Source organism: Arthrobacter sp. P1_B3 (assembly GCF_056406615.1).
Genome location: NZ_JBFTZV010000002.1, coordinates 327,017 through 351,647, shown reverse-complemented (window position 1 = coordinate 351,647; position 24,631 = coordinate 327,017). Strand labels below are relative to the sequence as shown.

Annotated in this window: 23 protein-coding genes; 12 read left to right on the top strand and 11 right to left on the bottom strand. The window is 67.4% G+C overall.

Annotated elements, in window-relative coordinates; all coding sequences use genetic code 11:
• A partial coding sequence (locus AC1D2F_RS04365) for a fumarylacetoacetate hydrolase family protein (protein WP_476966272.1) occupies positions 1 to 971 on the bottom strand: 971 nt, incomplete at its 3' end.
• A 221-nt stretch (positions 972 to 1,192) separates the two neighbouring features.
• On the opposite strand from AC1D2F_RS04365, the gene AC1D2F_RS04360 reads away from it, so the two are divergent.
• On the top strand, positions 1,193 to 3,142 hold the full coding sequence (locus tag AC1D2F_RS04360; protein ID WP_229994778.1) for an FAD-binding monooxygenase: 1,950 nt from the start codon (positions 1,193 to 1,195) through the stop codon (positions 3,140 to 3,142).
• A 386-nt stretch (positions 3,143 to 3,528) separates the two neighbouring features.
• Here AC1D2F_RS04360 and AC1D2F_RS04355 read toward each other — a convergent pair whose 3' ends face one another.
• On the bottom strand, positions 3,529 to 4,299 hold the full coding sequence (locus tag AC1D2F_RS04355; RefSeq protein WP_229994779.1) for a dienelactone hydrolase family protein: 771 nt from the start codon (positions 4,297 to 4,299) through the stop codon (positions 3,529 to 3,531).
• Positions 4,300 to 4,405: 106 nt separating this feature from the next.
• Complete coding sequence (locus tag AC1D2F_RS04350; RefSeq protein ID WP_229994789.1) at positions 4,406 to 4,582, bottom strand: CsbD family protein; 177 nt, start codon at positions 4,580 to 4,582, stop codon at positions 4,406 to 4,408.
• A 177-nt stretch (positions 4,583 to 4,759) separates the two neighbouring features.
• On the opposite strand from AC1D2F_RS04350, the gene AC1D2F_RS04345 reads away from it, so the two are divergent.
• The 6 genes from AC1D2F_RS04345 to AC1D2F_RS04320 all read left to right on the top strand — a co-directional run bounded on the left by AC1D2F_RS04345 (position 4,760) and on the right by AC1D2F_RS04320 (position 9,607).
• Entirely contained in the window at positions 4,760 to 5,233 is a 474-nt protein-coding gene (locus AC1D2F_RS04345; RefSeq protein WP_364745065.1) for an SRPBCC family protein, read from the top strand.
• On the top strand, positions 5,233 to 5,910 hold the full coding sequence (locus tag AC1D2F_RS04340; RefSeq protein WP_229994781.1) for a pentapeptide repeat-containing protein: 678 nt from the start codon (positions 5,233 to 5,235) through the stop codon (positions 5,908 to 5,910). The genes AC1D2F_RS04345 and AC1D2F_RS04340 overlap by 1 nt, the downstream gene beginning before the upstream one ends.
• Positions 5,911 to 6,019: 109 nt before the next feature.
• Positions 6,020 to 7,231, top strand: coding sequence for a thiolase family protein (locus tag AC1D2F_RS04335; protein WP_229994782.1), 1,212 nt, complete (start codon positions 6,020 to 6,022; stop codon positions 7,229 to 7,231).
• The gene (locus tag AC1D2F_RS04330; protein WP_414645478.1) at positions 7,231 to 8,046 is read left to right on the top strand and encodes an enoyl-CoA hydratase/isomerase family protein; all 816 of its coding nucleotides are present in this window, start codon (positions 7,231 to 7,233) and stop codon (positions 8,044 to 8,046) included. The genes AC1D2F_RS04335 and AC1D2F_RS04330 overlap by 1 nt, the downstream gene beginning before the upstream one ends.
• 2 nt (positions 8,047 to 8,048) lie before the next feature.
• A complete protein-coding gene (locus AC1D2F_RS04325) occupies positions 8,049 to 8,939 on the top strand; it encodes a 3-hydroxyacyl-CoA dehydrogenase family protein (RefSeq protein ID WP_229994783.1) in 891 nt (296 codons plus the stop codon).
• Positions 8,940 to 8,971: 32 nt separating this feature from the next.
• Entirely contained in the window at positions 8,972 to 9,607 is a 636-nt protein-coding gene (locus tag AC1D2F_RS04320; RefSeq protein ID WP_476966271.1) for a GNAT family N-acetyltransferase, read from the top strand.
• Here the strand turns inward: AC1D2F_RS04320 and AC1D2F_RS04315 are convergent.
• A complete protein-coding gene (locus AC1D2F_RS04315; protein ID WP_476966270.1) occupies positions 9,592 to 10,428 on the bottom strand; it encodes an SGNH/GDSL hydrolase family protein in 837 nt (278 codons plus the stop codon). The two genes, AC1D2F_RS04320 and AC1D2F_RS04315, sit on opposite strands and share 16 nt — an antisense overlap.
• 284 nt (positions 10,429 to 10,712) lie before the next feature.
• Between AC1D2F_RS04315 and AC1D2F_RS04310 the strand changes: the two genes are divergently transcribed.
• The gene (locus AC1D2F_RS04310; RefSeq protein ID WP_229994791.1) at positions 10,713 to 11,393 is read left to right on the top strand and encodes a tyrosine-protein phosphatase; all 681 of its coding nucleotides are present in this window, start codon (positions 10,713 to 10,715) and stop codon (positions 11,391 to 11,393) included.
• A 9-nt stretch (positions 11,394 to 11,402) separates the two neighbouring features.
• Positions 11,403 to 14,213 (top strand): S1 family peptidase, encoded by a 2,811-nt coding sequence (locus AC1D2F_RS04305; RefSeq protein ID WP_476966269.1) that lies wholly within the window; start codon positions 11,403 to 11,405, stop codon positions 14,211 to 14,213.
• 113 nt (positions 14,214 to 14,326) lie between these two features.
• On the opposite strand, the gene AC1D2F_RS04300 is transcribed toward AC1D2F_RS04305, so the two are convergent.
• Both AC1D2F_RS04300 and AC1D2F_RS04295 read right to left on the bottom strand, forming a co-directional pair.
• Positions 14,327 to 15,535 carry a globin domain-containing protein gene (locus AC1D2F_RS04300; RefSeq protein ID WP_229994787.1) on the bottom strand — a complete coding sequence of 403 codons (1,209 nt, stop codon included), beginning with the start codon at positions 15,533 to 15,535 and terminating at the stop codon, positions 14,327 to 14,329.
• A gap of 323 nt (positions 15,536 to 15,858) precedes the next feature.
• The gene (locus tag AC1D2F_RS04295; protein WP_229994412.1) at positions 15,859 to 16,275 is read right to left on the bottom strand and encodes a PaaI family thioesterase; all 417 of its coding nucleotides are present in this window, start codon (positions 16,273 to 16,275) and stop codon (positions 15,859 to 15,861) included.
• Positions 16,276 to 16,436: 161 nt separating this feature from the next.
• On the opposite strand from AC1D2F_RS04295, the gene paaZ reads away from it, so the two are divergent.
• Both paaZ and AC1D2F_RS04285 read left to right on the top strand, forming a co-directional pair.
• Entirely contained in the window at positions 16,437 to 18,539 is a 2,103-nt protein-coding gene (gene paaZ / locus AC1D2F_RS04290) for a phenylacetic acid degradation bifunctional protein PaaZ (RefSeq protein WP_229994413.1), read from the top strand.
• Positions 18,540 to 18,695: 156 nt separating this feature from the next.
• The gene (locus AC1D2F_RS04285; protein WP_229994414.1) at positions 18,696 to 19,103 is read left to right on the top strand and encodes a VOC family protein; all 408 of its coding nucleotides are present in this window, start codon (positions 18,696 to 18,698) and stop codon (positions 19,101 to 19,103) included.
• Here the strand turns inward: AC1D2F_RS04285 and AC1D2F_RS04280 are convergent.
• The 4 genes from AC1D2F_RS04280 to AC1D2F_RS04265 form a co-directional block, all read right to left on the bottom strand.
• The gene (locus tag AC1D2F_RS04280) at positions 19,075 to 20,076 is read right to left on the bottom strand and encodes a DUF427 domain-containing protein (protein WP_476966268.1); all 1,002 of its coding nucleotides are present in this window, start codon (positions 20,074 to 20,076) and stop codon (positions 19,075 to 19,077) included. The two genes, AC1D2F_RS04285 and AC1D2F_RS04280, sit on opposite strands and share 29 nt — an antisense overlap.
• A 69-nt stretch (positions 20,077 to 20,145) precedes the next feature.
• Entirely contained in the window at positions 20,146 to 20,751 is a 606-nt protein-coding gene (locus tag AC1D2F_RS04275; protein WP_229994417.1) for a TetR/AcrR family transcriptional regulator, read from the bottom strand.
• Between the two features lie 31 nt (positions 20,752 to 20,782).
• Positions 20,783 to 22,111 carry a phenylacetate--CoA ligase PaaK gene (gene paaK, locus AC1D2F_RS04270; RefSeq protein WP_476966267.1) on the bottom strand — a complete coding sequence of 443 codons (1,329 nt, stop codon included), beginning with the start codon at positions 22,109 to 22,111 and terminating at the stop codon, positions 20,783 to 20,785.
• 16 nt (positions 22,112 to 22,127) lie between these two features.
• Positions 22,128 to 22,646 carry a hotdog fold thioesterase gene (locus AC1D2F_RS04265; RefSeq protein ID WP_364745080.1) on the bottom strand — a complete coding sequence of 173 codons (519 nt, stop codon included), beginning with the start codon at positions 22,644 to 22,646 and terminating at the stop codon, positions 22,128 to 22,130.
• A 223-nt stretch (positions 22,647 to 22,869) separates the two neighbouring features.
• On the opposite strand from AC1D2F_RS04265, the gene AC1D2F_RS04260 reads away from it, so the two are divergent.
• The gene (locus AC1D2F_RS04260; RefSeq protein ID WP_476966266.1) at positions 22,870 to 23,319 is read left to right on the top strand and encodes a cupin domain-containing protein; all 450 of its coding nucleotides are present in this window, start codon (positions 22,870 to 22,872) and stop codon (positions 23,317 to 23,319) included.
• Between the two features lie 114 nt (positions 23,320 to 23,433).
• Here AC1D2F_RS04260 and AC1D2F_RS04255 read toward each other — a convergent pair whose 3' ends face one another.
• Positions 23,434 to 24,630 carry an acyl-CoA dehydrogenase family protein gene (locus tag AC1D2F_RS04255; protein ID WP_476966265.1) on the bottom strand — a complete coding sequence of 399 codons (1,197 nt, stop codon included), beginning with the start codon at positions 24,628 to 24,630 and terminating at the stop codon, positions 23,434 to 23,436.
• Between the last annotated feature and the right edge of the window lies 1 nt (position 24,631).

Genomic DNA, 24,631 nt, shown 5'->3' with positions numbered 1-24,631 from the left:
CCGTGGGCCTTGAAGAGGTCCTCGCGGTTGGGGACGTAGCGCAGGGTCCGGGCCAGGCCCACGATCCGCTGCTCCGGCCGGGTGGAGGTCAGGCCGTCGATGCTGACGTTGTTCAGGCCTCGCTTGCGCAGCTGGGAGGAGAGGGTGGCGGTGCAGACGCTTTCCAGCTTCGCCTTCAGTTCCGGGGACAGGATAGGTCCGACGGCGGCGAGGCCGGCGGCTTCACGGGAACCGTAGGCTTCCTCGCGCTGCAGATCGTCGGTCTTGGGCCGGGCGCCGAAGTCCGCGAACGGCGTCGTGCCTTCCGCCACCCGGGTGACCAGCCGGCCGGTAGAGAGAGCGGTGGGTTCGCCGGCGCTGACTTCCACCTCGACGACGTCGCCCGGCTTGGCCACCGAAGCCCCGGCGGGGGTGCCGGTGAGGATGATGTCGCCCTCTTCGAGGGTGAGCAGCTGGGACAGATCGGCCACGAGCCGGGCGAACGGGAAGAGCAGGTCCCCGGTGGTGTCGTCCTGGACCAGTTCGCCGTTGTGCCAGGTGCGGATCCGCAGTTTGGCGGGATCGACGGCGTCGGCCGCGATCAGGCCCGGTCCCACCGGCGTGAAGCCGTCGCCGCCTTTGGAGCGGAGGTTGGAGCCCTTGTCCGCGTAGCGGAGGTCGTACACGCCGAGGTCGTTGCTGGCGGTGACCCACTCGACATGGCTCCACGCGTCCTCGATGCCCACGCGACGGGCGGGCTTGCCGATGATCAGGGCGATCTCGCCCTCGTAGCCGAGGAGTTCGCAGCCGGCCGGGCGCTCCACGCTTGAGGGGGCTGCTGCCGAACCGATTGCCAGGGACGACGACGGCTTCAGGAAGTAGGAAGGCTGCTCGGGTGTGCGGCCGCGCTGGGCTGCCCGGCTGGGGTAGTTGATGTGCACCGCGATGACCTTGCGGGCCGCGGCCAGGATGTGGTCGGTGACCTGTTCCAAGAGTTACTCCTCATCGAGTACGAAATCGTATACGAAAACTATGGTCCGGGATCCGTGGAACGTCAAGCCCCTTTTCGGCAATTTCCAAAGTGCTTGTAACCCGCGTCATATCTGCCGTACAGTTTTGGATTGGGAATCAAAATTCTATTATCGAACGTCAAGTTCTAATATCGAACACCACGACGGCGACAGACCGCCACACAACGAAGTGAGGAAAGCCCGTGCATTTCCACCACCACGGTTACGTATCCGGTGACCCGCGAGTCCAGCCGGCCGCCGGCGTCGGCATCGACCGTCCCACGCAGCTTCCGGACGAGGTCGACGTGCTCATTGTGGGCACCGGGCCTGCGGGCATGCTCACCGCCGCGCAACTCTCCCAGTTCCCGGGCGTCACGACCCGGATCGTGGAGCGCCGCGCCGGCAGGCTCGCCATCGGCCAGGCCGACGGCATCCAGGCCCGGAGTGTCGAGACCTTCCAGGCCTTCGGTTTCGCCGAGCGGATCATCGCCGAGGCCTACCGCATCACCGAAATGGCCTTCTGGAAGCCGGACCCCGCGGACCCGTCCCGCATTCACCGCAGCGCCCGCGCCGTGGACGACCCTGCCGGCATCAGTGAGTTCCCGCACCTGATCGTCAACCAGGCCCGCGTGCTGGACTACTTCGGCGAGTTCATGGCGAACTCGCCCACCCGCATGTCGCCGGACTACGGGCTGGAGTTCCGCGGCCTGGAGGTCACCGGTGAAGGCGAGTACCCCGTCACCGTGACCCTCCTGCACACGGCCGGCCCCTACGAGGGCCAGGAACGCACTGTCCGCGCCAAGTACGTCGTCGGTGCGGACGGCGCGCGGAGCAAGGTGCGGGAATCGATCGGCTGCACGCTCGCCGGCGACCAGGCCAACCATGCCTGGGGTGTCATGGACGTCCTCGCGAACACGGACTTCCCCGACATCCGGCTGAAGTGTGCCATCCAGTCCGGCCGGGGCGGCAGCATCCTGCATATCCCCCGTGAAGGCGGCCACCTCTTCCGCATGTACGTCGACCTCGGCGAGGTGGACCCCAACGACAAAGGCGCGGTCCGCAACACCACCATCGAGCAGATCATCGCCAAGGCGAACGAAATTCTCCACCCGTACACACTCGACGTGCGCAACGTCGCCTGGCACAGCGTGTACGAGGTGGGACACCGCCTCACCGACCGGTTCGACGACGTCCTGCCGGAGCAGCGGGGCACCCGCACGCCGCGGGTGTTCATCACCGGCGACGCGTGCCACACGCACAGCGCCAAGGCCGGCCAGGGCATGAACGTCTCCATGCAGGACGGTTTTAACCTGGGCTGGAAGCTCGGACACGTGCTCGAGGGCCGCAGCCCGGAGACCCTGCTGTCCACGTACTCGGCCGAGCGCCAGGTCATCGCGAAGAACCTCATCGACTTCGACAAGGAGTGGTCGACGCTGATGGCGAAGAAGCCCGAGGAGTTCGAAAGCCCCTCCGAGCTCGAGGACTTTTATGTCAGCACCGCCGAATTCCCGGCAGGCTTCATGACCCAGTACGCACCCTCCATGCTCATCGGCGGGCCGGCGCACCAGGACCTGGCCGCCGGGTTCACCATCGGCAAGCGTTTCAAGTCCGCGCCCGTCGTGCGGGTCTGCGACACAAACCCGGTGCACCTCGGCCACCAGGCGAAGGCGGACGGTCGGTGGCGCATCTACGTCTTCGCGGACGCGGCAGCGCCGCAAACGGGCCAGCAGGGCGCGGGCGAGCAGGGCGCGGCGTCGCCCGTCGCCGAGTTCGCCGACTGGATCGCGAACTCGCCGGACTCGCCCCTCGCCGCCACCCCCGAGGGGGCCGACCGTGATGCTTGGTTCGACGTGAACGTGATCTACCAGCAGGACCACACGAACCTCGACATCGGCGCCGTGCCGGCGGCGTTCAAGCCGCAGGTGGGCCCGTTCCAGCTCACCTACCTCGAGAAGGTCTACGCCACGGATCCGACGGCGGACATCTTCGAGCTGCGCGGCATCGACCGCGGCGGCGCGGTGGTGGTGGTGCGGCCTGACCAGTATGTGGCGAACGTCCTGCCGTTGACAGCGACGGCGGAGCTCGCCGCGTTCTTCGCGCCCCTCCTGCGGGCAGGCAACCGCGCCCGTGAATTCCAGAACCACGCGGGCTAAGCGCCGGCCCACGGGCACCCTTCCGATGGCGCAGTGACGCTCCCGCCCAGTTGCTGCTGACCGCACCTCTGCGTACCCGCGAAATCCCGGTGGTGCGTAGAGGTGATGCGGAGTCCGGCACCGAGCAACTGGKATGGAGCGTCGTCAGGCGGAAGCAGGGACGAACGCGGACATCCCGCCACACACCGGCCCGGTTCCGCTACGGAAAACGTTCCGTGACACGGCAATGGCCCGGCGCTACGGGTATACCAGCAGCGCCGGGCCGTTTGCTCGTCGCCGGCCCGGATCCGTAGCGAATTGCTGGGGCGCTCAGCCCGGGACTGGGTCCCGCGACGTGGCGGCAATCCTGGGGCTCAATTGTCCCTGAGTCGGCGTGTTCGCACGGCTCAGGGCCTCAGGTGCTGGGCGAAGTGGTCCTCGATCCGCTGCCAGGCTTCGGGGGCCGATTCCGGGTCGGGGCCGATGCCCATGACCCGGAACAGTGGTCGCAGCGGCCTCGGCCCGGTCTCCACATCGTTGAGGAAGGCGTGCCCGGCGTGCGGGAATTCCTTGACGTCGTGGGCCACACCCAGGCGGTCGAGCACGGACTCGAGTTTCGCGGCCCCACCACGCAGGGTGCGGTCCTTGCCGCCGAAGTTGGCCACGATCGGGCAGGCCCCGGCGAGGGCCTCTTCCGGGTTCTTGGGGAGCCTGCCGTAGTTGACGGCTGCGGCGTCGAAGCCGTCGTTGGCCAGGAGCAGGGCAAAGCCGCCGCCCATGCAGAACCCGATCACGCCGATCTTGCCCGTGGTCCGGCCGGATTCCCGGAGCCAGTCCCGGGCGGTGGCCAGATCGGTGAAGGCCCGGCCCTCGCCCGCAGCCAACGCACGCATGGTGGCCACGAGACAGCGGCGGGCGCCGCCGTCGCTGAAGAGGTCAACGGCCAGCGTCAGGTAACCGGCGGCCGCCATGCGGTTGGCGTGGCGGACGGTAATGTCGTCCAGGCCCAACGCTTCGTGGACCATCAGGACCGCAGGAAAAGGCCCGTCGCCCTCCGGCGTCGCCAGGTAGCCGCGCAGCACCGGCGAACCGCCGGCGGCAGCGCTGGCCCGGCTCAAGTCGACGTTGCTGAGATTCCGGCTGACGCTCTGGCCGTGGTCTGCTTGGGTGCGTGCCATGGTGTCCCCTTTGTCGGCTGTGTGGGGCCATTCTCGCAAACGGGCACAAAAAAGCAGCGCCGGACATCCCCCAAAGGAAAATCCGGCGCCGCAAACTTTTTAAGGACTAGTCCTTCTTGAAGGTGTCCTTGACGTTTTCGCCGACCTTCTTCGCATCGGCTACAACCTGGTCCCGCTGGCCCTCGGCTCGAAGCTGGTCGTTGTCAGTGGCATTGCCAGCAGCTTCCTTGGCCTTGCCGCCGAGGTGCTCTGCTTCGTTCTGAATCTTGTCTCCGACGCCCATGGTGTTGGCCACCTTTCGTTTCCGGTTGAAATTCACTGTCCAATCACCATAACACAAAGTATGCTTACTAATTCAAGGGTCTCCCGGGATGATCCTCCGGTGCGTCGACGCCGGCCGCGGCCTGGGCGGTTGGCGCAAGGGTGAAATTCCCCCGGCCCGCGGGCTAGGCTCGAGGTCATGGACCACAAGACCACTCTCACGCAGCACATCAATGCTCCGGCGGACTCGGTGTGGGCGGTGGTGTCGGACATTCCAGGATCTGCCGCGACCCTGTCCGGCGTCGATTCGATCCAGATGCTCACTGACGGACCTTATGCCGTGGGCACACGCTGGAAGGAAACCCGCACCATGATGGGGCGCTCGGAAACGGTGGAGATGTGGGTTTCCCAGTCCGAGGCGCCGTCGACCGGCCGGGGCGGCAGCACCACGGTGAAAGCCCTCCAGGGCGGCGCCGACTACACCTCCAGGTTCGCACTGGCGGAGCGCGACGGCGGAACGGACCTCACGCTGACCTTCGGCGCCGAAGTCATCAAACCAACCCGGTTCAGCAAGATTATGCTCACCGTGTTCGGCCCGCTCGGGATGCGCATCACCCGCAAGGCGCTGGCCAAAGACCTGGCGGACATCGCCGCCAAAGCCGAGTCCCTGTGATGGTGCGGCGCGCTGCGGCGGACAAGGCTCCCAAGGTCACCGCACCCCGCCTCGAGCCGGTCCGGCCGGGGGAGCTGCGGGACGATCCTGCCCCGGAATTCCGGCGCGGTGTTCGGTACGACGGCGTCCGGTACAGCCGCGCGTCGGCAGACGGACTGGACCTTGGCGCCACGGACTTCGCCGAGTGCGAATTCGCCGGGGTCTCCTTCAATGAGACGCAGCTGCGCGGTGCCACCTTCCGTGACTGCATCCTGACCGAGGTCTACGCCCCGGTGCTGACGGCGGCCCGGACCAGTCTGCGGGATGTGGAGATCAGCAACCCCCGCTGGGGATCGGCCGAGCTCTATGAATGTGGCTGGCAATCGGTGCGGATCGACGGCGGCAAACTCGACTATGTGAACCTGCGCGGGTCCAAGCTCACGGACGTGCAGATCAGTGACTGCATCATCAACGAGCTGGATCTGGGCTCCTGCACCGCCACGCGGGTCGCCTTGAAGAACTGCACGATCGGCACTCTTGATTTCACCGGGGCCCGGCTCAAGGACTTCGACCTCAGGGGCACCGATTTCCGCACGATCAGCGGCCTGGGCAGCCTGGCTGGCCTCGTGGTCGACGACTACCAGCTCACCCTGCTTGCCCCATTGCTCGCGGCCCATCTGGGCGTCGTCGTCGCGTAATCCGCCGGCATCCGGTTGACCCCCTTGCCCCGCCGTGTAATCTTTATAGAACGAACGGTCGGTAAATTACTCTGCTGCCGGCCCCGCTTTCTTGGTGAAGGATGTTCTCATGGTCGAGGCTTTTCTTGTTGGCGGCGCCCGCACCCCGGTGGGCCGCTACGGCGGCGCCCTCTCCGCAGTCCGCCCCGATGACCTGGCCGCACTGGTGGTTCGTGAGGCTGTGGCCCGGGCCGGCGTCGATCCGGACAGCATCGAGGAAGTAATCCTCGGCAATGCCAACGGCGCCGGCGAAGAGAACCGCAACGTGGCCCGCATGGCCACCCTACTTGCCGGGCTGCCCCTCCACATCTCCGGCATCACCGTGAACCGGCTCTGCGCCTCCGGGCTCAGCGCCATCATCATGGCCAGCCACATGATCAAATCCGGCGCCGCGGACATCGTGATTGCCGGCGGAGTCGAATCCATGAGCCGGGCCCCCTGGGTCCAGGAAAAGCCCCGGACCGCCTTCGCCAAACCGGGCGAAATATTCGATACCTCCATCGGCTGGCGTTTCGTCAACCCGCAGTTCACCAAGGGAGAGCTCTCCCGGGACGGCAAGATGACCTACTCCATGCCCGAGACGGCGGAAGAGGTGGGCCGGGTTGACGGCATCTCGCGGGAGGACGCCGACGCCTTCGCCGTCCGCTCCCACGAACGCGCCCTGGCCGCCATCGCCGCCGGCCGCTTCGCCGAGGAAATCGTCCCTGTGACCGTCAAGACCCGCAAGGGCGAGACCGTGGTGGACACCGATGAGGGCCCCCGCGCCGGCACCACCATGGACGTCCTCGCCGGGCTCCGGCCGGTAGTCAAGGGCGGCTCGATCGTCACGGCAGGCAACTCCTCCACCCTCAACGACGGCGCCTCCGCCATCATCGTGGCCTCCGAAGCCGCGATCCAGAAGCTTGGCCTCACGCCCCGGGCACGCATTATCGACGGCGCCTCCGCCGGCTGCGAGCCCGAAATCATGGGCATCGGACCGGTCCCGGCCACCGAGAAGGTACTCGCCCGTTCCGGCCTCAGCGTCGGGGACCTCGGCGCCGTCGAACTGAACGAGGCGTTCGCGACCCAGTCCCTGGCCAGCATGCGCCGGCTCGGCCTTGACCCGGAGATTGTGAACCGCGACGGCGGCGCGATCTCCCTGGGCCACCCGCTCGGTTCGTCCGGTTCCCGGATCGCGATCACGCTGCTGGGGCGGATGGAACGCGAAAACGCGAAGATCGGCCTCGCCACCATGTGCATCGGTGTCGGCCAGGGCACGGCCATGCTGCTGGAGCGCGTGTAGTGGCGGCCCCGGCACTGGCCCTCGACGCGGCTGGCTTCGGCACGCTCCTGGTCGAAGAGCGCGAGGACCGCGTGGTGGTGGTGCTCAACCGCCCCGAGGTCCGCAACGCGATCGACCAGCAGATGGTCGACGAACTCCACGCCGTCTGCGCCCATCTCGAGCAGCACCCGAAAATCCTTATCATCGCCGGAGCCGCCGGGGTTTTCGCCTCTGGCGCCGACATCGGGCAGTTGCGCGAACGGCGCCGCGACGATGCCCTGCAGGGCATCAACTCCACCATTTTCGTCCGGATCGCCAAGCTGCCGATGCCCGTCATCGCAGCCCTCGACGGCTTCTGCCTCGGCGGCGGCGCCGAACTGGCCTACGCCGCCGACTTCCGGATCGGCACCCCGTCCGTCCGGATCGGCAATCCCGAAACCGGACTCGGCATCCTGGCCGCCGCCGGCGCCAGCTGGCGCCTCAAGGAACTCGTGGGGGAGCCCGTCGCCAAGGAAATGCTGCTGGCCGGTGCCGTGCTGCGGGCAGACCGTGCCCTCGCGGTCAACCTCATCACCGAAATCCACGAACCGTCCGCTCTGATGGCCGCGGCCCACGGGCTCGCCGACCGGATCGCCTCGCAGGACCCGCTCGCCGTCCGGATCACCAAATCCGTGTTCCACGCCCCGGCCGAGGCGCATCCCCTCATTGACCAGCTGGCGCAGGGGATCCTCTTCGAATCCCAGGCCAAGTTCGACCGTATGCAGACTTTTTTGGATAAAAAATCAGTCAAGAAAACAGAGAAGCAGTCAGCCAAAGAATCCGGGAAGCAGAAATAGACATGGGCAACTCCGTACTCCCCGACAGTAACCTTCCCGGCAGCAAGTTTCCCCACTCCGTCGGGGTTCTCGGCGGCGGCCGCATGGGCGCAGGCATCGCCCACGCCTTCCTGATCAAGGGAGCCAATGTGGTGGTCGTCGAGCGCGACGAGGCTTCGGCCGAGGCCGCCCGGGAGCGGGTCGAGTCCGCCGCTGCCAAGAGCCTCGAGCGCGGCGCCGTGGATGGCAACCTGGACGAGATGGCTTCCCGGCTCGCGGTCACGGTGGACTACGACGACTTCGCCGACCGGCAGCTGGTGGTCGAGGCTGTTCCGGAGGACTGGGACCTGAAGGTCACCGCGCTGCGCGGCATCGAGGAACGGCTCGCCGACGGCGCCTACCTCGCGTCAAACACGTCGTCGCTGTCCGTCAACGGGCTGGCCCGTGAGCTGAAGCGGCCGCAGAACTTCCTGGGCCTGCACTTCTTCAACCCGGTGCCGGCGTCGACGCTGATCGAGGTGGTCCTCGGCGAGCAGACTTCCGACGCCCTGGCGCAGGCCGCCCGCGGCTGGGTCGAGGCGCTCGGCAAGACCGCCGTCGTGGTCAACGACGCGCCTGGATTCGCCTCCTCCCGGCTTGGCGTCGCGATCGCCCTCGAAGCGATGCGGATGGTGGAAGAGGGCGTGGCCACCGCCGAAGACATCGACAACGCCATGGTCCTCGGCTACAAGCACCCCACGGGCCCGCTGCGGACCACCGACATTGTGGGCCTGGATGTGCGCCTCGGCATCGCGGAGTACCTGCAGTCCACGCTGGGGGATCGTTTCGCTCCGCCGCAGATCCTGCGGGACAAGGTCGCCCGCGGGGAACTGGGCCGCAAGTCCGGCAAGGGCTTCTTCGACTGGACCAAGTGACCGGCGCGTGACCGTGCCCCTAGGATGGTGCGGTGACTTCCCTGGACCGCCCCGCGATCGCCCCCATCACCCTGACCGGCAAATACGTCGTCCTTGAACCGCTGAGCCCGGACCACCACGACGGCCTCGTCGAGGCGGCCCGCGACGGTGAGCTGTGGCACCTCTGGTACACCAGTGTGCCCGCGCCGCAACACATGGCCGCCGAGATTGAGCGGCGCCTGGCCCTGCAGGACAGCGGCGACATGCTGCCCTTCACCACGCGGCTGCTCGACCCCGCCACGGGCACACCGGGCAGGGTGATCGGCATGACCACGTACATGAACATCGACGCCGCAACGCCCCGGGTGGAGATCGGCTCCACCTGGAACGCGGCGTCAGCACATGGCAGCGGCACCAACCCGGACTCCAAGTTGCTGCTGCTGCGGCACGCCTTCGAGACGCTGGGCTGCCCCGCCGTCGAGTTCCGGACGCACTGGCTCAACCACCAGTCCCGTGAGGCGATCGCGCGGTTGGGCGCCAAGCAGGACGGTGTGCTCCGCAGCCACACGCGCAGCACTGACGGGGCGCTGCGGGACACGGTCGTGTTTTCCATCCTGGAACACGAGTGGCCGATGGTCCGGAACGCCCTTGAGTCCAGGCTGGCCAAGCGGCGTCAGGGTGCCGAGTAGGCCTTGGCCCCGTTAAGCGAAGCGAAGTACGCCTCGTAGCCCCGGGCGTTCGGGTGGAAGTTTTCGGGACTGGCCAGGGCCGAACGGTCGAGATTGATCCACGGGGCTGCCGAGTTCACGCCGTGACCGGCGAAAGCGGCCCGGACATCGACGAACTCTGCTCCGGTGGCCCGGGCGGCGGCGGCGATGGAGCCGTTCAAGCCGTCAGCCAGGAGTGTGGCCTTGTAGATGAACAGGGACATCGGATCAGCCTGACCGGGGGCGACCGGATCGTAGAGGTACGGGTAGCCCGTCACCACAACCTTGGCGTTGGGCGCGGCAGCCTTCACGCGCTGGATCATCGCGGTCACGTCACCGGCCAGCTTATGGCTGGAGATCTGGCCCTCAGCGTAGGCGCTGGCAGCGTCGCAAAGCGGACCCGCGGCGGGATTAACCATGGCGGCGCCGCAGGAGGCGAGGATTTCCGCAAACCGGAGGTTGTTGCCGCCGGCCGTGATGGTGACGAGTTCCGTGCCCTTGTTCAGCTGCCTCAGCTGGGTGTTCACGACGTCTTGGGTCGTCTTGCCGCTGCAGGCCGCGTTCGCGACCAGTTTGATGGATTTCTTGTGGGCAGCGAGTTCGGAATAGGTGTTCTCGCTGCGGTAGCAGTCATCCAGGTACGGCCCCGCCCCCAGCCCGGCGGCGTAGGAGTCTCCCAGCGCGATGTAGTTGGCCTTGTCCACGGCCTGCGCCGGCGCCGCCGCCAAACTGGCCGCCACTGCCAGGGTGGCGAGACCGGCCGCAAGAGCCGTTCGCCGGCGTCGAAGTTTCAGAGTTCCCATGGTGTTCTCCTCGGTTGCACGCTGGTTTCAGCGCCCGTGCCGTGAAAGCGTGCCGCGAAGAGGTCTCAGTCCCGGCTGCAGGCGAGCTGAAGTGTGCCCGGCGGCCACCGGGCACACCGCCACCCTATGCGGAAGCGTCGACCCGCACCATGGCAATCGTCCCGTTGTGTATAACTTTTGTGAATCCTCCCGTGGATCGGCGCCGGTGCGTGTGTTTAGCTTTCTGGATGACGATTCCTACCGCGCCCGGAGGCCATGCCAGGAGGACGGCCGTGCCCGGAGCGATGGCGTGGGACGGAGCGGTTAACGCCTGGCACGTCGCCGGCAGCGTGTTCCGGATGGGACGCCGCGAGTGGCTGACCGAGGCCGGCTGGCGGCAGGTGTACGACGGCGGCATCCGGACGGTCGTGGATCTCCGCAACGAAGCGGAAATCCGGCGCCGGGAGACCGACCCGCCGGTGACGGGGGCAGCCTTGGCCGGTTTCGACGTCGTGCTGGCCCCCACCGAAGACCCGGGCAACAGCGAGTTCCGCGAGCTCTGTGTGCCCTACCTGAACGACCCTGTCTGTTATGGCGACAACGCCAGGCTGTTCCCGCACCTCCTGGCCGGCGTCTTTAAGGCAGTGGCGGCCGCGGAGGGCGGCGTGGTCATCCACTGCTCTGCCGGGCGGGACCGGAGCGGCATGATCGCCGCCATGCTGCAGGACCTCGCCGGCGACAGCGACGAGGCCATTGTGCGCGGCTACCAGCGCTCCATGCGGGGCATCAATGAGCACCTCAGGCAGGCGGCTGTCCCGCATCCCCACGAACGGTATCTGCCCGAGGAAGTTCTGGCTCCGCTGCTCCAAACGCGGTCGGAAAGCCTCTTGCGGTTCGTGCGCCACGTGAAGACCGGTGATTTCTTACGCCACAATGGCATAACGGACCGGGAGCTGACTGCCATTCTGGCCAAATTGGGGCGCTAGAGTAACCGGGTGAAGACTCCGACGTACCAGCTGACAGTGCGGGCGGTGGCGGCTGCCGCCATCGCGCTTGCGGGATCGTTCTACGCCGTTCCTGCCCTCGCCGTAACAGGAGGGACGGAACCCGCACCGACAGCGTCGCCGACAGTCTCGCCGTCGGACGCGCCGACAGCCCCGCCGTCGGCAACCGCCGGCCCGGCAGCGCCGGTTGATACGACGGCGGCGGCTGGCGCGACAGCCACGGCCGCCGCCGCGACGCGCATCAGCGACGCCGGCCTCGCCGAAGCCGTGCAGCGGGACCTTGGCATGACCCTTGCGGAGTTTGATGCCGCCGGTGCGCTGGCCCGGCGGGCCGCCGACGCCGCTCCCTCCCTGCGGGCCCTCCCCGGCTATGTGGGGATCAGCCTCGCCGGCGGCAAGATCGCGGTTGAAGGCAGCGGCCCCGAGCTCCGGGCCCGCGTGGCCGAGCTGAACCAGTCCGGCACGGCCACGTTCGTGCTTGCCGCCCCGGCCGCCGCCGTTGTCCCCTCGGCCGCGGAGCTCCTTGCCTCCAGCACCCAGCAACTGTTCGAGGCCTACGTCAGCGAGGTCGGGGCCGCAGGGCTGCAGGCCGTCACCTACACCAACGGCCACTTCGTCATCCGCACCGGCGGCACCAACACGGCGCAGTCCATTCCCGCCTCCGGCGCCGCTCCCGCCTCCGGCGGGGATGCGCAGCCAGCGACAGCGCCGGGCACGAAGCCGAAGATGTCCGCGGCGGATTTCGTGGCCCGCTACGCCAACGTGGCACTGGAACAAGGATCGCGGATCGCCACGGAAGAGGACTTCTTTGGCGGCCAGGGGTACATCATTGACGGCCGCACCCTGTGTTCGGCCGGATTCGGGGCCTTCAGCCCCGCGGGCGAGCCCTTGGTCCTGACCGCCGGGCACTGCGCCGCTGACGGTGCCGCGAAGCAGGCCCAGGTTGAAGATCCCGCGGGGGCGCCGGCGGCCGGCGGGGCCGGTTCGGGCGCGGCCGCCGGGACCCTGGGGACCTTCGGGTTCAGCCAGTTCGGCGGTCCGGACAATTCCATAGTGGCTGCGGACGGCACCAACGTCGGCACGGACATCGCCGTCCTCCGGGGTATCCGGAGCAGCTTGGACCTCCAGCCGGCCGTCACGCGGTGGGACAACCCCGCCGATCCGGGGCCGTCGTCCGTGAAGATCGTGGGAACCGTGGCGCCGTTCCAGGGTCAGCCCGTGTGCCGGTCCGGCCGGAGCCTCGGCTGGTCGTGCGGGACCGTGGACTCAGTGGGCACCTGGGTCATCGCCGGACCGAACTCCTTGCCGCCGGACTTTGACAACGATCTCCGGGCGCTGAACGGCTTCGACTCCAGCACGGTCAAGTCCCGCCCCGGGGACTCCGGCGGACCGTGGATCAGCGGGAACTTCGCCGTCGGCATGCACACCGGGGCGGAAAGCGAGGGCGGCGTACAGACGCGGGCCATCGCGACCACGCTCGAGGACGCAGCGGGCCGGGTTCCCGGCGGTGTCCAGCTGCAGCTGTTCCTGGCCAAGCCAACGCTAGCGGCGGCCGCCAACGGAACCGTCACAGCCGGTGAGCCGATTACGGGGCACGTGGGCGCCGGTCCGGCCTCCGTGGTGGCGCCGAATTCCAAGGTCCGCGTCACCGTCCTAGACCAGAAACCAGGCCAGAAACCAGTCCAGAAACCAGGCCAGAAGGACGGTCAGCCGTTGGAAGTGCCCATCGACGCGTCGGGAAACTGGCAGTTCCCCGCGCCGTCGTCGGCCGGGCAGTTCAAGTTCTCGGCTGAAACTGTGAACGAATTCAGCCGCTCCGGGGCAGTCTCGCTGTCCGTCGACGTATCCCGCCTCGCGGCTCCGGCCATCACCTCTCCGGTGGACGGCCCGGCGCTCACCGCCATCGAAACAATCGAGGGCACCGGCGAAGCCGGCCGCACGGTGCGGCTCTCCGGCGACTTTACTGGGACCGGACTGGTCGCCGCAGACGGCCGCTGGAGCATCAAGGTGGCCGATCAGCCGGTCTTCGGAAAAATTTCGGTCACGGCGGTGCTCACGGCCCCCGGGCAGGCGGACAGCCCCTCGGTGACCCGCGCCTACTCTGTCATTCCGCCGGTTCCGGCGGTGTCGAACCTCCGGGACGGCAAACGCCTGCGCCAGGATGCCCTGCCCGCCGGCATCTCGGGCACCGCCATTGACGGTGCCGACGTGACCGCGGCGGTGGATGGGGTGGCCATTGGATCAGTCCTGGCCGGTGCTGGCAATGCTGGTGCCGGCGGTTCCGGCGGTGCGGGGGCGCGGGCCGCGCTGCAGCAGCGGATTCCGCAGGACCTGGCCGGCGGCGCCCGCTGGAGTGTCCCGTTCCCCGCCGGACTGGCCACTGGAGCGCACACGCTGACGGTTACGCAGGCCATTGACGGTGTCGCTTCGCTTCCGGCCGCCGTGGCGTTCACCGTCGACGCCGCACCTGTTTCCGCGGGTACCCCGGACGAGACCCCGGCAAACAGCCCGCCGGCAACGCCCAGCCAACCGACAGTCCCGCAGCAGCCGGTCAACCCGGCCGGAGCTCCCGCCGAGCCGGCCAACCCGGCGCAGGCGCCCGTCCCGCCGTCGGACACTTCCGTCATTGTGGGCGGCGAAGCACCGGACGGTGCGGCACCAGACGGCACGGCGGCAGGCGATGCGGGCCAGTTGGCCAGCACGGGTGCCGGCGGGCTCCTGCCCGCCGCAGGACTCGGCGCCGGGGCCCTGCTGCTCGGCGCGGCCTTCGTGGCGTTCGGCCGGCGCCGGGCGGGCCGCTAGCGGCGGACTCCAGGCCCGGCTCGCTGCAAAGCTGCGGGGTCGCCGTACGGTTACGGCGACCCCGCAGCTTTTGGGCGACCCCGCGAGTTCGGGGGCAGAACCGCGAGACGCGGCTACTGGAAGTCAGCCAGCCAGAGATCCGGGCCGAAGACCTCGTATTGAATGTCCTTCGCCGGTACGCCACCAGCGATCAAGGCGCTCCGAACCGATTTCAGGAACGGCAGGGGACCGCAGAGGTAGTACTCGGCGTCGTCGGGGAGTTCCACCGCTCCGACGTCCATGAAGCCGGAGAACTCGGATCCGGAGTCACTTCCGCCGACAGTGGGATTCAGGAACCACGTCCTCAACGTCCCGTCCGGCAAGGCAGCCAGATCCTCCGTGACCTGCCCCCGAAGTGGGAAGGACGCCTCGCTGTCGTCGGCATGCAGCATTATCACCTGCCGCTGGGAACCGGACTTGACGAGGTGCGACAGCATTCCGGCCATCGGGGTGATCCCGATCCCCGCGCTGGCCAGGACCAGGGGCCGGTCCGTGTACTCCAGCACCACATCGCCGAAGGGTGCCGAGAGCTCCACCTCGTCGCCCACCCGGACCTCATTGTGCAGCAGATTGGACATCTCGCCGTCGGGGGTCCCGAGTCCTTGGACCCGCTTCACCGCGAACTGCCGGTGCTGGCCGTCGTCGGCCTTGGTCAGGCTGTACTGCCTGGGCTGGTGGACGCCGTCGTGCATTTGCATCTTGATCGTCACGTACTGCCCCGGCAGGGAAGGCTTGACGTCGCGCTCGTCGGTACGTTCGACGACGAACGAGACGACGTCGTCTGTCTCCTGGATCCGCTGCACCACCCGCCATGTCCGCCAGATGGTTTCGGGGGAGAGGTGCACGGCGTTGTACAGCCCGCGCTCCTTGTTGATGAGCAGGTTCGCCAGCAGCCAGTAGACCTCGTCCCAGGCGGCGGCGACCTCGGGGGTGACGGCATCCCCCAGGACATCCACGATCGCCCACATGAGGTGGTCGTGGACAACCTGGTACTGGTCCGGGCTCAGGCCCAGCGAGACGTGTTTGTGGGCCACCCGGGAGAGCAGATGGTCCGGCACCTGATCCGGTTTCTCCACGAGCATGGTGGCGAATGCCGCGATGGATCCGGCGAGTGCCTGCTGCTGGCGGCCGTCCGCCTGGTTTCCCCTGTTGAACAGGCCGTCCAGGAGGTCCGGCCGTGCCTCGAACATATGTTTGTAGAAGCGCTTGGCGATCTCCTCGATGTGCTCGCCGACTACGGGAAGCGTTGCCTGGATGACAGGAAGTGAGGTGTCTGAGAGCATGGTGGATCCCTTCCGGTGCGACCGGTGCAACCCGTCGGTGGCGGGCGACTCAGCACTACCAAGCTAACAGCCGGGGCAACGGGCCTTCCGGGTCGATCGGCCCTACACCGACGGGGGCGACCGGTGTAGGCGGCGTTCACGCCCGGGCCCAGTTTCCCGCCCCCGCCCCCGTCCAGGCCCACGCCCAGGTCCCGTTCCATGCCCCGGCTCGCCGGAAAGCTGCGGGGGCGCCGTACGGCTACGGCCACCCCGCAGGTCTCCGGCGACCCCGAGGCGGCGACCCCGAGGCGTCGGGCCCCAGGCGCGGGCCGCGAACTCGGGAGTCAGGCCTTGCGGGCCAGCAGCAGATTGGTGATCCGCAGCGTGCAGAGCCGCTGGCCGGCCTCGTTCGTGATCAGCACCTCGTGCGTGGTCAGGGTGCCGCCCAGATGGATCGGGGTTGCCGTGATCGTGATCAGCCCCTCGCGGGCCGATTTATGGTGCGTGGCCGAGACGTCGACGCCCACCGCCGTCTTGCCCAGGGTGCTGGCGTGGATGACGGCGGCCCAGGAGCCCACGGCCTCGCCCACGGCCAGGGAGGCGCCGCCGTGCAGGAGCCCGAACGACTGCCGGTTGCCCTCCACCGGCATGGTCGCCACCACGCGGTCCACGGACTCCTCGACGATCTTCACGCCCATCTTCTCGTCGAGTTCCCCGAGGGTGATCTTCCACATCTCGGTGCTGCCGGTCTCGGGCGTCATAGCGTCTCCTTTGTTGCCGGCCGGCCGCGGCCCGGTCGGTGCCACCGCTGCTAGTGTGCGGCAGGCCTCATTCATGTACTCTAGATCATATTACCGAACGGACGGTCAGTAATGTTCCGGCCGTGTTGATCTTGCTCCCCCGTTGGAAGGACCCGTCAACGATGACCACCACAGCCGCACCCACAGTAGACACTGTCGAGATCGTTCCCAGCTTCATCCGGGGTTCCTGGTGGACTCCCGACGCCGCCTCCGCCGCCGGCGCAGCGCCGGTCCTGGACGCCAGCACCGGCGAACTTCTGGCCAAAGTGAGCACCGAGGGGCTCGACCTCGCCGCCGTCGTGGACTACGGCCGCACCACCGGCCAGGCGGAACTGGGCACGCTGACCTTCCACCAGCGCGCGCTCAAGCTCAAGGAGCTGGCGCAGTACCTCAACGGYCGCCGCGAGGAGTTCTACGCGCTCTCGGCGCAGACCGGCGCCACCAAAATCGACTCAATGGTCGACATCGACGGCGGGATCGGCGTCCTGTTCACTTTCGGGTCCAAGGGCCGCCGCGAACTGCCCAACTCCCAGGTGGTGGTCGATGGCCCCATGGAGGTGCTGTCCCGCGACGGCTCGTTCGCCGGTGAACACATCTACACCCGCATTCCCGGCGTCGCCGTGCAGATCAATGCCTTCAACTTCCCCGTGTGGGGCATGCTCGAGAAGCTGGCCCCGGCCTTCCTCGCCGGCGTGCCCACCATCGTCAAGCCGGCCACCCCCACCGGGTACGTGGCCGCCGCCGTGGTCAAGGCGATCGACGAATCCGGCATCCTGCCCACGGGCTCGCTGCAGCTGATTTCCGGCTCCGTCCGCACCCTGCTGGACCACCTGGACTACCGCGACCTCGTGGCCTTCACCGGCTCCGCCTCGACCGCCAACACGCTCAAGTCCCACCCCAACGTGGTCAAGGGCGGGGTCCGCTTCACTTCCGAAACCGATTCCCTCAACGCCGCGATCCTGGGCCCGGACGCCGTCAAGGGCACGCCGGAATTTGATGCCTTCATCAAGTCCCTCGTCACCGAGATGACGGTCAAGGCCGGCCAGAAATGCACCTCGATCCGCCGCGCGATCGTGCCGCAGGAACTCGTCGCCGACGTCACCGCCGCCGTGGGGGAACGCATCCGCGAACGCGTCGTGCTCGGTGACCCCCGGGCCGAGGGCGTCACCATGGGCGCCCTGGCCTCCCTCGAGCAGCTCGCCGACGTGCGCGCCGCCGTCCAGTCCATGCTCGACGCCGGCGGGGAGCTTGCCTACGGCACGCTCGATGCACCGAAGGTCACCAGCGCGGACGGCAGCATCGGCGTCGTCGACGGCGGTGCCTTCATGTCCCCTGTCCTGCTGAGCTGGGCCAACCCTGAGGCCGACGAGGTCCACTCGCTCGAGGCCTTCGGCCCGGTGTCCTCGGTGATCGGCTACACGGACCTGGCCGACGCCGTCCGCCTCGCCGCCCGCGGCGGCGGCTCGCTGGTCGCCTCGGTCTGCACGAACGACCCCGCCGTGGCGCAGCAGCTGGTCACCGGGATCGCGGCCCACCACGGCCGCGTGCTCATGCTCAACCGCGAGGACGCCCGCAGCTCCACCGGCCACGGCTCCCCGGTCCCGCACCTGGTCCACGGCGGGCCCGGCCGCGCCGGCGGCGGCGAAGAGCTCGGCGGCATCCGCTCGGTGATGCACCACATGCAGCGCACCGCGATCCAGGGCTCGCCCAACATGCTCACCGCCGTCACCGGCGTCTGGCACACCGGCGCGGACCGCAACTTCACGCTCGAGACCGAAGGCCAGCACCCGTTCCGGAAATCCCTGGCCACGCTGCACATCGGCGACGCCATCCGCTCCGAGCTGCGTGAGGTCTCGCTGGAGGAGATCACCAAGTTCGCGAACTCCACCGGCGACACGTTCTACGCCCACACCAACCAGGAAGCCGCCGCCGCCAACCCGTTCTTCCCGGGCATCGTGGCGCACGGCTACCTCCTGCTCAGCTGGGCCGCCGGCCTGTTCGTGGAGCCCGCACCGGGCCCGGTCCTTGCCAACTACGGCCTGGAGAACCTGCGGTTCATCACCCCGGTGGCCGCGGGCGACTCCATCCGCGTGACCCTGACGGCCAAGAAGATCACCCCGCGCGAGACCGACGAGTACGGCGAGGTGGCCTGGGATGCCGTCCTGACCAACCAGAACGACGAAATCGTGGCGACCTACGACGTACTGACCCTCGTCGAGAAGTAGCCTCACCCGACGCTCCCTCCCGACGCTCCCTCCCGTTGCCCTATCGCTTGTGGCTGCCAAAAGGTCGAAATGGCCGCCACAAGTGATAGGGCAACCGGGGAGGGGGCTCTTTCCACCCCGCTCCGGCGTAAAATCTTGCTCGTAGGAGGTGGCGAAATGACCCTAGTACTGAACAAAGCCACAACAGTCCTGCCAGTCGATGATGCAGCGCGTGCCCGGCATTTCTACGAGGACACTTTGGGGCTCCCGCACCGCGGCGTGGCAGACGACGGAAGCGAAATGTTCGGCTCAGAAGGCGGCCCGATGCTGCAGCTGATGCCTGTCAAGGATGGAAAGCACTCAGAGCACACCACCCTGAGTTTTGAAGTCAGCGAGATCGAACGCACAGTCAAGGATATGGAAGCCAAGGGCGTCATGTTCCAGGACTACGATCTCCCGGATCTCAAGACCGAGAACCACATTTGTACAACGGATTCAGAGAAGTGCGCCTGGTTCATGGACTCCGAGCACAATATTCTCTGCGTGCACGAGAACATCACCACGGCAGCTGATTACCAGCTCTGAGATCCGGTCCAGCCCTGGAAATTCGGGGGGACAAGATCAGTGCGGACAGATGCACGGCGCTCCGGCTCAGCGGGGCGCCTTTCTCGTGCGCACGGCCGTTAGCGTGCCCCGGACCTCCCCCCGGACCGTCCGATCTGTCCGGGCGGGACCACGGCGACACGGGGCGGGTCTGGAGCACGCCGTCGACGCTCACGTCGACGCGCTCATTGTAGAAACTGATGAGGCCGTGGATCTGGGCGGCGTCGCGGTACCGCCGGTCATAGCTCCACGCGATGTTCCGGCCCTGCGCGGAATCCGGGTAGCTCCAGTAGCTCGCCTGGCCCTTGTAGGGGCAGACGGTCCGCTTGGGGCTTTCCTCCATCAGGTCCAGCCGCACATCCGACGGCGGGATGTAGTAGCGCACCGGCAGCATCGTTTCGTAGAGCAGCTGCGCGCCGTTCGTCTTGGCGAGCGTCACGCCGTCGAGACTTACCTCAACGGTGAGCGAGGACGCCCGGATGTCCACCCGGTGGAACGGGTCGCGGGGATGGCCGATGATTTCCTCGTCGTCCTCCAGCCAGTCGAAAGCGTTGAAGTCCAGCACCACATATCCGGCCAGGTCGGGGTCCGCTGGCCGGAAGGCAGCGCGGGGCAGCCTCCCATGGGAGGTCACGACGTCGAGCTCCTCGCCGGCCGCTGTGTGCCTGCCGAACGACGTGCGCGGATCCAGTGCCTGCGGCCCCTCCAGACCCATCCTGAAGCCGTGTTCCGTCACGTCGCCCGCCTGCTGACCCGGCGGCGCGAGTTCAGCCCGGAGGTCAACGTCGGAAACGGCGTAGACAGGGGTGACGCGTTTGGGCTCCCACACCAGGAGCGCGTGAAGAGTGTCGACGACGGCCATCCCGCCCACCATGGCACGGACTCTTTTCTCGGTGGGCTGGTATCGCAAATCGGGGAATGCGCTGAAGAGGACTTCAGATAACTTCGTGGCCATGACTACAGGGTGGGCGTCCGTTATCCTGCCGTCAACGACTGTCCCGGCCACCTGCCCGCCGGCGGACGGTCAGCGCGGGACGTGGAGGCCGTGGAACGCCATGGTGATGACGTCGTCGGCCAGCTTTTCCGGCGACAGCGAACCGCCGGGTTTGTACCACTCGACAATGGAGTTGATGGTGCCGAACAGCAGACGGGTCACGGTGCGGGGATCGATGTCCTGGCGCAGGGAGCCCTCGTCCCGGGCCTCGGAAATCAGCGCGGCGACCTTGTGGTCGAAGGTGCGGCGCCGTTCCAGCGCGTCCCGCTCGATCTCCGTGTTCCCGCGCAGGCGCAGCAGCAGCGTCACGAAGGGCAGCCGCTCCACCAGGACCGAGATGGTCTGGCGGACCACGAACTCCAGCCGGGCATCGGCCGAGCCGGAGGTGGCCCCGGGCTGGTCCAGGATCGCCTCAAGCCCGCCCAGGGCGTGATCCAGGGCGAGCTTGAGCAGGTCGCCCTTGGACGGCACGTGATGGTAGATCGCGGACTTGGAGATGCCCAGGTTCTCGGCAAGGATGCCCATCGAGGTGGCGTCGTAGCCGTGGCGGTTGAAGACGTCGACGGCGATCACCAGCACCGACTGCTGGTCATAGCCGGGACGGCCGCGCTTCGTTGTGATTGCTGTGCTGGGCATAGTGGCTAGTTTCTCACGATCGGGTGCTCACTCAGGCCTTGGGCCGCATGTCGTAGATCCGCCGCAGCTTGCCGTTGGACCGCTCCAGCGAGCCGGGCTCGACGACGTCGACCGTGCAGGAGGAGCCCACATGGATCTTGATCTGCTGCTGCAGGGCCTTGGCGGCCGCCGCCGCGCCCTCGGCCGTGACGGCGTCGCGGCGCTCGATCTTAACGGTCATCTGGTCCATCCGATGGCCCTCGGGCCGGGTGAGCTCCAGCTGGAAGTGCGGGCTGAGCTCGGGGATGCGCAGAGCGATCTCCTCGATCTGTGACGGGAACAGGTTCACGCCGCGCAGGATGATCATGTCGTCGCTGCGGCCGGTGATGCGGCCCATGCGGCGGTGCGCCGGGCGCGCGGTGCCCGGCAGCAGCCGGGTGAGGTCCTTGGTGCGGTACCGGATGATCGGCAGCGCTTCCTTGGTGAGAGAGGTGAAGACGAGCTCGCCCGGTTCACCGTCGCCCAGCACCACCGTGGGGTCGAAGGCGTCGATGATCTCGGGGCGGAAGTGGTCCTCCCAGATGTGGCTGCCGTCCTGCGTTTCCACGGCTTCGCCGGCGACGCCCGGGCACATGACCTCGGAGAGGCCGTAGATGTCGCAGGCCTTGAGGTTCATGGTGGTCTCGAGCTCGTGCCGCATTTCCTCGGTCCACGGCTCGGCGCCCAGGACCGCGTACTTCAGCGACGTGGAGGCCGGGTCGATGCCCTGCTTGATCATCGCGTCGGCAATGGTCAGCAGGTACGTGGGGGTGGCCAGGATGGCGTCGGGCTTGAAGTCCTGGATGAGCGTGATCTGGCGCTCGGTCTGGCCGCCGGAGATCGGGATGACGGTGCAGCCGAGGGCCTCGGCGCCGGCGTGGGCGCCCATGCCGCCGGTGAACAGGCCGTAGCCATAGGCGTTGTGCACCTTCATGCCCGGCCGGACGCCGGAGGCGCGCAGCGAGCGGGCCACAAGCTTGGCCCAGTCGGCGAGGTCCTTCTTGGTGTAGCCCACCACGGTGGCGCGGCCCGTGGTGCCGGAGCTGGCGTGGATCCGCGCGACCTCGTGCTGCGGCACGGCGAACATGCCGAAGGGGTACTCGAGGCGGAGGTCCTCCTTAGTGGTGAAGGGGAACTTGCCGAGGTCGGAGAGTTCACGCAGGTCCGTCGGGTGGACGCCGGCCTCGTCGAACTTGCGCTTGTACAGGGGGACGCGGTCATAGGCGTAGGCCACCGTGTGCTGCAGGCGGCTGAGCTGGAGCGCCTCGAGCTCGTCGCGGGAGATGGTCTCCTCGCGGTCCAGGACAGCGTCAGTTGTGGCGGCGGCAGTTTCTTGGGTCATCAGTGGTTCCCTGTTTCTATTTCTTGGAGATGGTGCGGCTGCGGCCGCGGAACTCGGCGATGAGTTCGCCCGGGAGGATATCGGTGGGGAGCTGGCCCGGAAGGGTTGCTGCGGGGGCCGCGCCGGCCGGTGCCGCCGTCGGGATGCCCGCGCCAGGATCGGCGGCGTAGATCTGGATGTCGTACAGCCCGCTGCGTCCTGTGCTGGCGCGGCGGTTCGCGACGGCGGTCAGCACTTGTCCGCGGAAGGCGGGTTTCAGGAAGTTGATGTCGACGCCGGCAGCAACGGTGATGTTGGAGTCCTCGCCCGGGAGCGGATTGGCCGGGTTGCAGGCCAGTGCGAAAGCCGTGTCGCCGAAGGCGAAGATCATTCCGCCGTGGGCCATGCCGAAGCCGTTGAGCATTTCCTGCCGGAGTCTCATGCGGATCGTGGCATGCCCGTCGTCCAGCGCGAGGACTTCGATGCCCATCCATTCCGAGGCGTAGTCGTCTTTCAGGATGGGGTGGGTGCCCCCGGAAACCGTCAGTTCAGCCATGCGTCGTTGCCTCCAGCTTTATTTACCGAATGTTCATTAGGTAATCCCATTTTGGACCAAGCTGTCAAGGGCCGGTAGTCGTTGGTGCTACTGCTGGGACCGAGATGCATAAACGAACAAGCGTACGTCTTGACTCGCTGGTGTGAAGGACACATACTGAATTCGGGCCCCGGCTGCAATGACGAAACCGGCGGCAACTCAAGAACCTTGGAAGGGATTTGCCATGACTGAAGTGGCCTTTGACATCAACCGCAACGTGGACCTGTTCCGTGTGAACCGGGCAGACGAACTGGCCGCCGCGCCGGGACAGACGCTGAATGCCCGCCGCATCTCCGGCGTCAGCAAGGAAAGCAGTCCCGTTGAGCGACTCTGGTTCGGCAAGGTCTTCACCGGTCCCGGGGAGATCTCGGATGCCCATCACCACGGGGAGGCCAACACGGGAGGCTATGTGCTCAAGGGCCGTGGCTTTATCCGCTACGGCGAGGGCTACGGCCAGATCGTCTACCTGGAAGAGGGTGACTTCGTCTTCGTGCCGCCGTTTATGCCGCACATCGAAGGCAACGCCAGCATGACCGAGGAACTGGTCTGGATGACCACCCGCACGCCGGACAACATCGTCGTTAACCTGCGCGACCAGGACGTCGTGGACCTTGAAATCGACTACCGGTCCTGATTTCCCCCAACAAAAGGGCGGCTACCGAAAGGTAGTCGCCCTTTTGTTGTCGTTGGTCCAAATATAGGGCGGCTACCGAGCAGGTAGCCGCCCCATGTCGTGGCTAGGTGCCGGTCAGAAGGACCGGGGAAGTCCCAAGTGCTTCTCGCCGATGTAGTTGCGCGTCATCTCGTCAGTAAGCGGCGCGAACGTGTACAGCCGGGCATCGCGGAAGTAACGCTGCATGGGCAGGCCGCGGAAGAAGCCCCAGCCGGCCATGACCCGCATGCCAACATCGGTGGTGGTGGTTGCCGCGTCGGACGCTGCGAGCTTCGCCATGGCGGACCAGGTCTCATTGGTTCCCTCGCCGCCGTCGGACGCTTCTGCCGCCTGGCGCAGGAGGAGCCTGGCGGATTCAATTTTCACGCTGGCATCCACCAGATTGTGCTGGAGCCCCTGGAAGGAGCCCACGGGGCGGCCAAAAGCGTGCCGCTGACGTGCCCATCCGACGGCGGTTTCCATGGCTCCGCGGGCGATCCCCAAAGCCACCGCGGCCCCATTGAGCCGTTCGCCGTTGAGCGTATCCAGAACCTGGCGGAATCCCCTGTCCAGTTCACCCAAGACGTTCGCTGCCGGGACCCGCACGTCGTCGAGGTAGACGTCGCACTGCGCGAGGCCGCGGATGCCCATGGTGTCGATGGTTTCGGTCCTGATCCCGGGCGTGGAGCGGGGGAGCAGGAACATGGTGATGCCGTCAATGGCGGAGCGGGTGGTTTCGCTGGTCCGGGCCAGGAGGATCAGGTAGTCCGCGTCCATCGCACCGCCGATCCATTTCTTCTGTCCGGAGATGGAGTAGCTACCGTCCTCCAAGCGGGTGGCGTTGGTCTTCATGGCCCGGGCAACGTCAGTTCCGCCGTCGGGCTCGCTCAGTCCGAAGGACATCTTGGCTTTGCCGGCATGCAGCGGAGCCAGGAACTCTTCCTGCTGCCGGCGATTGCCGTAGGTGTGAAGGAGCTGGACGCCCATGTACTGGACCACCATGCTCACGGCCACCGATGTGGGGCCGGCGCCGAGTTCCTCAAGAACCACCGCCTGCGCCTGGTGTTTGGGTCCGCGGCCGTGGAGCTCGCCGTCGAGCTTGATCAGACCGGCGGCGCCAATCTCGCGGTATAGCTCGACGTCGTATTCTTCGGCTTCGTCGAACTTGTTGAGCCGCTCCGGCGTGACGTGCTCGGCGAGCATGGCGCGCACACGTGTCCGCAGCGCTGCGAATTCGTCGGGCTCGGAGATTTCGGCCGGCGGTGCCGGGCGGAAATTGTCCTGGATTGTCATG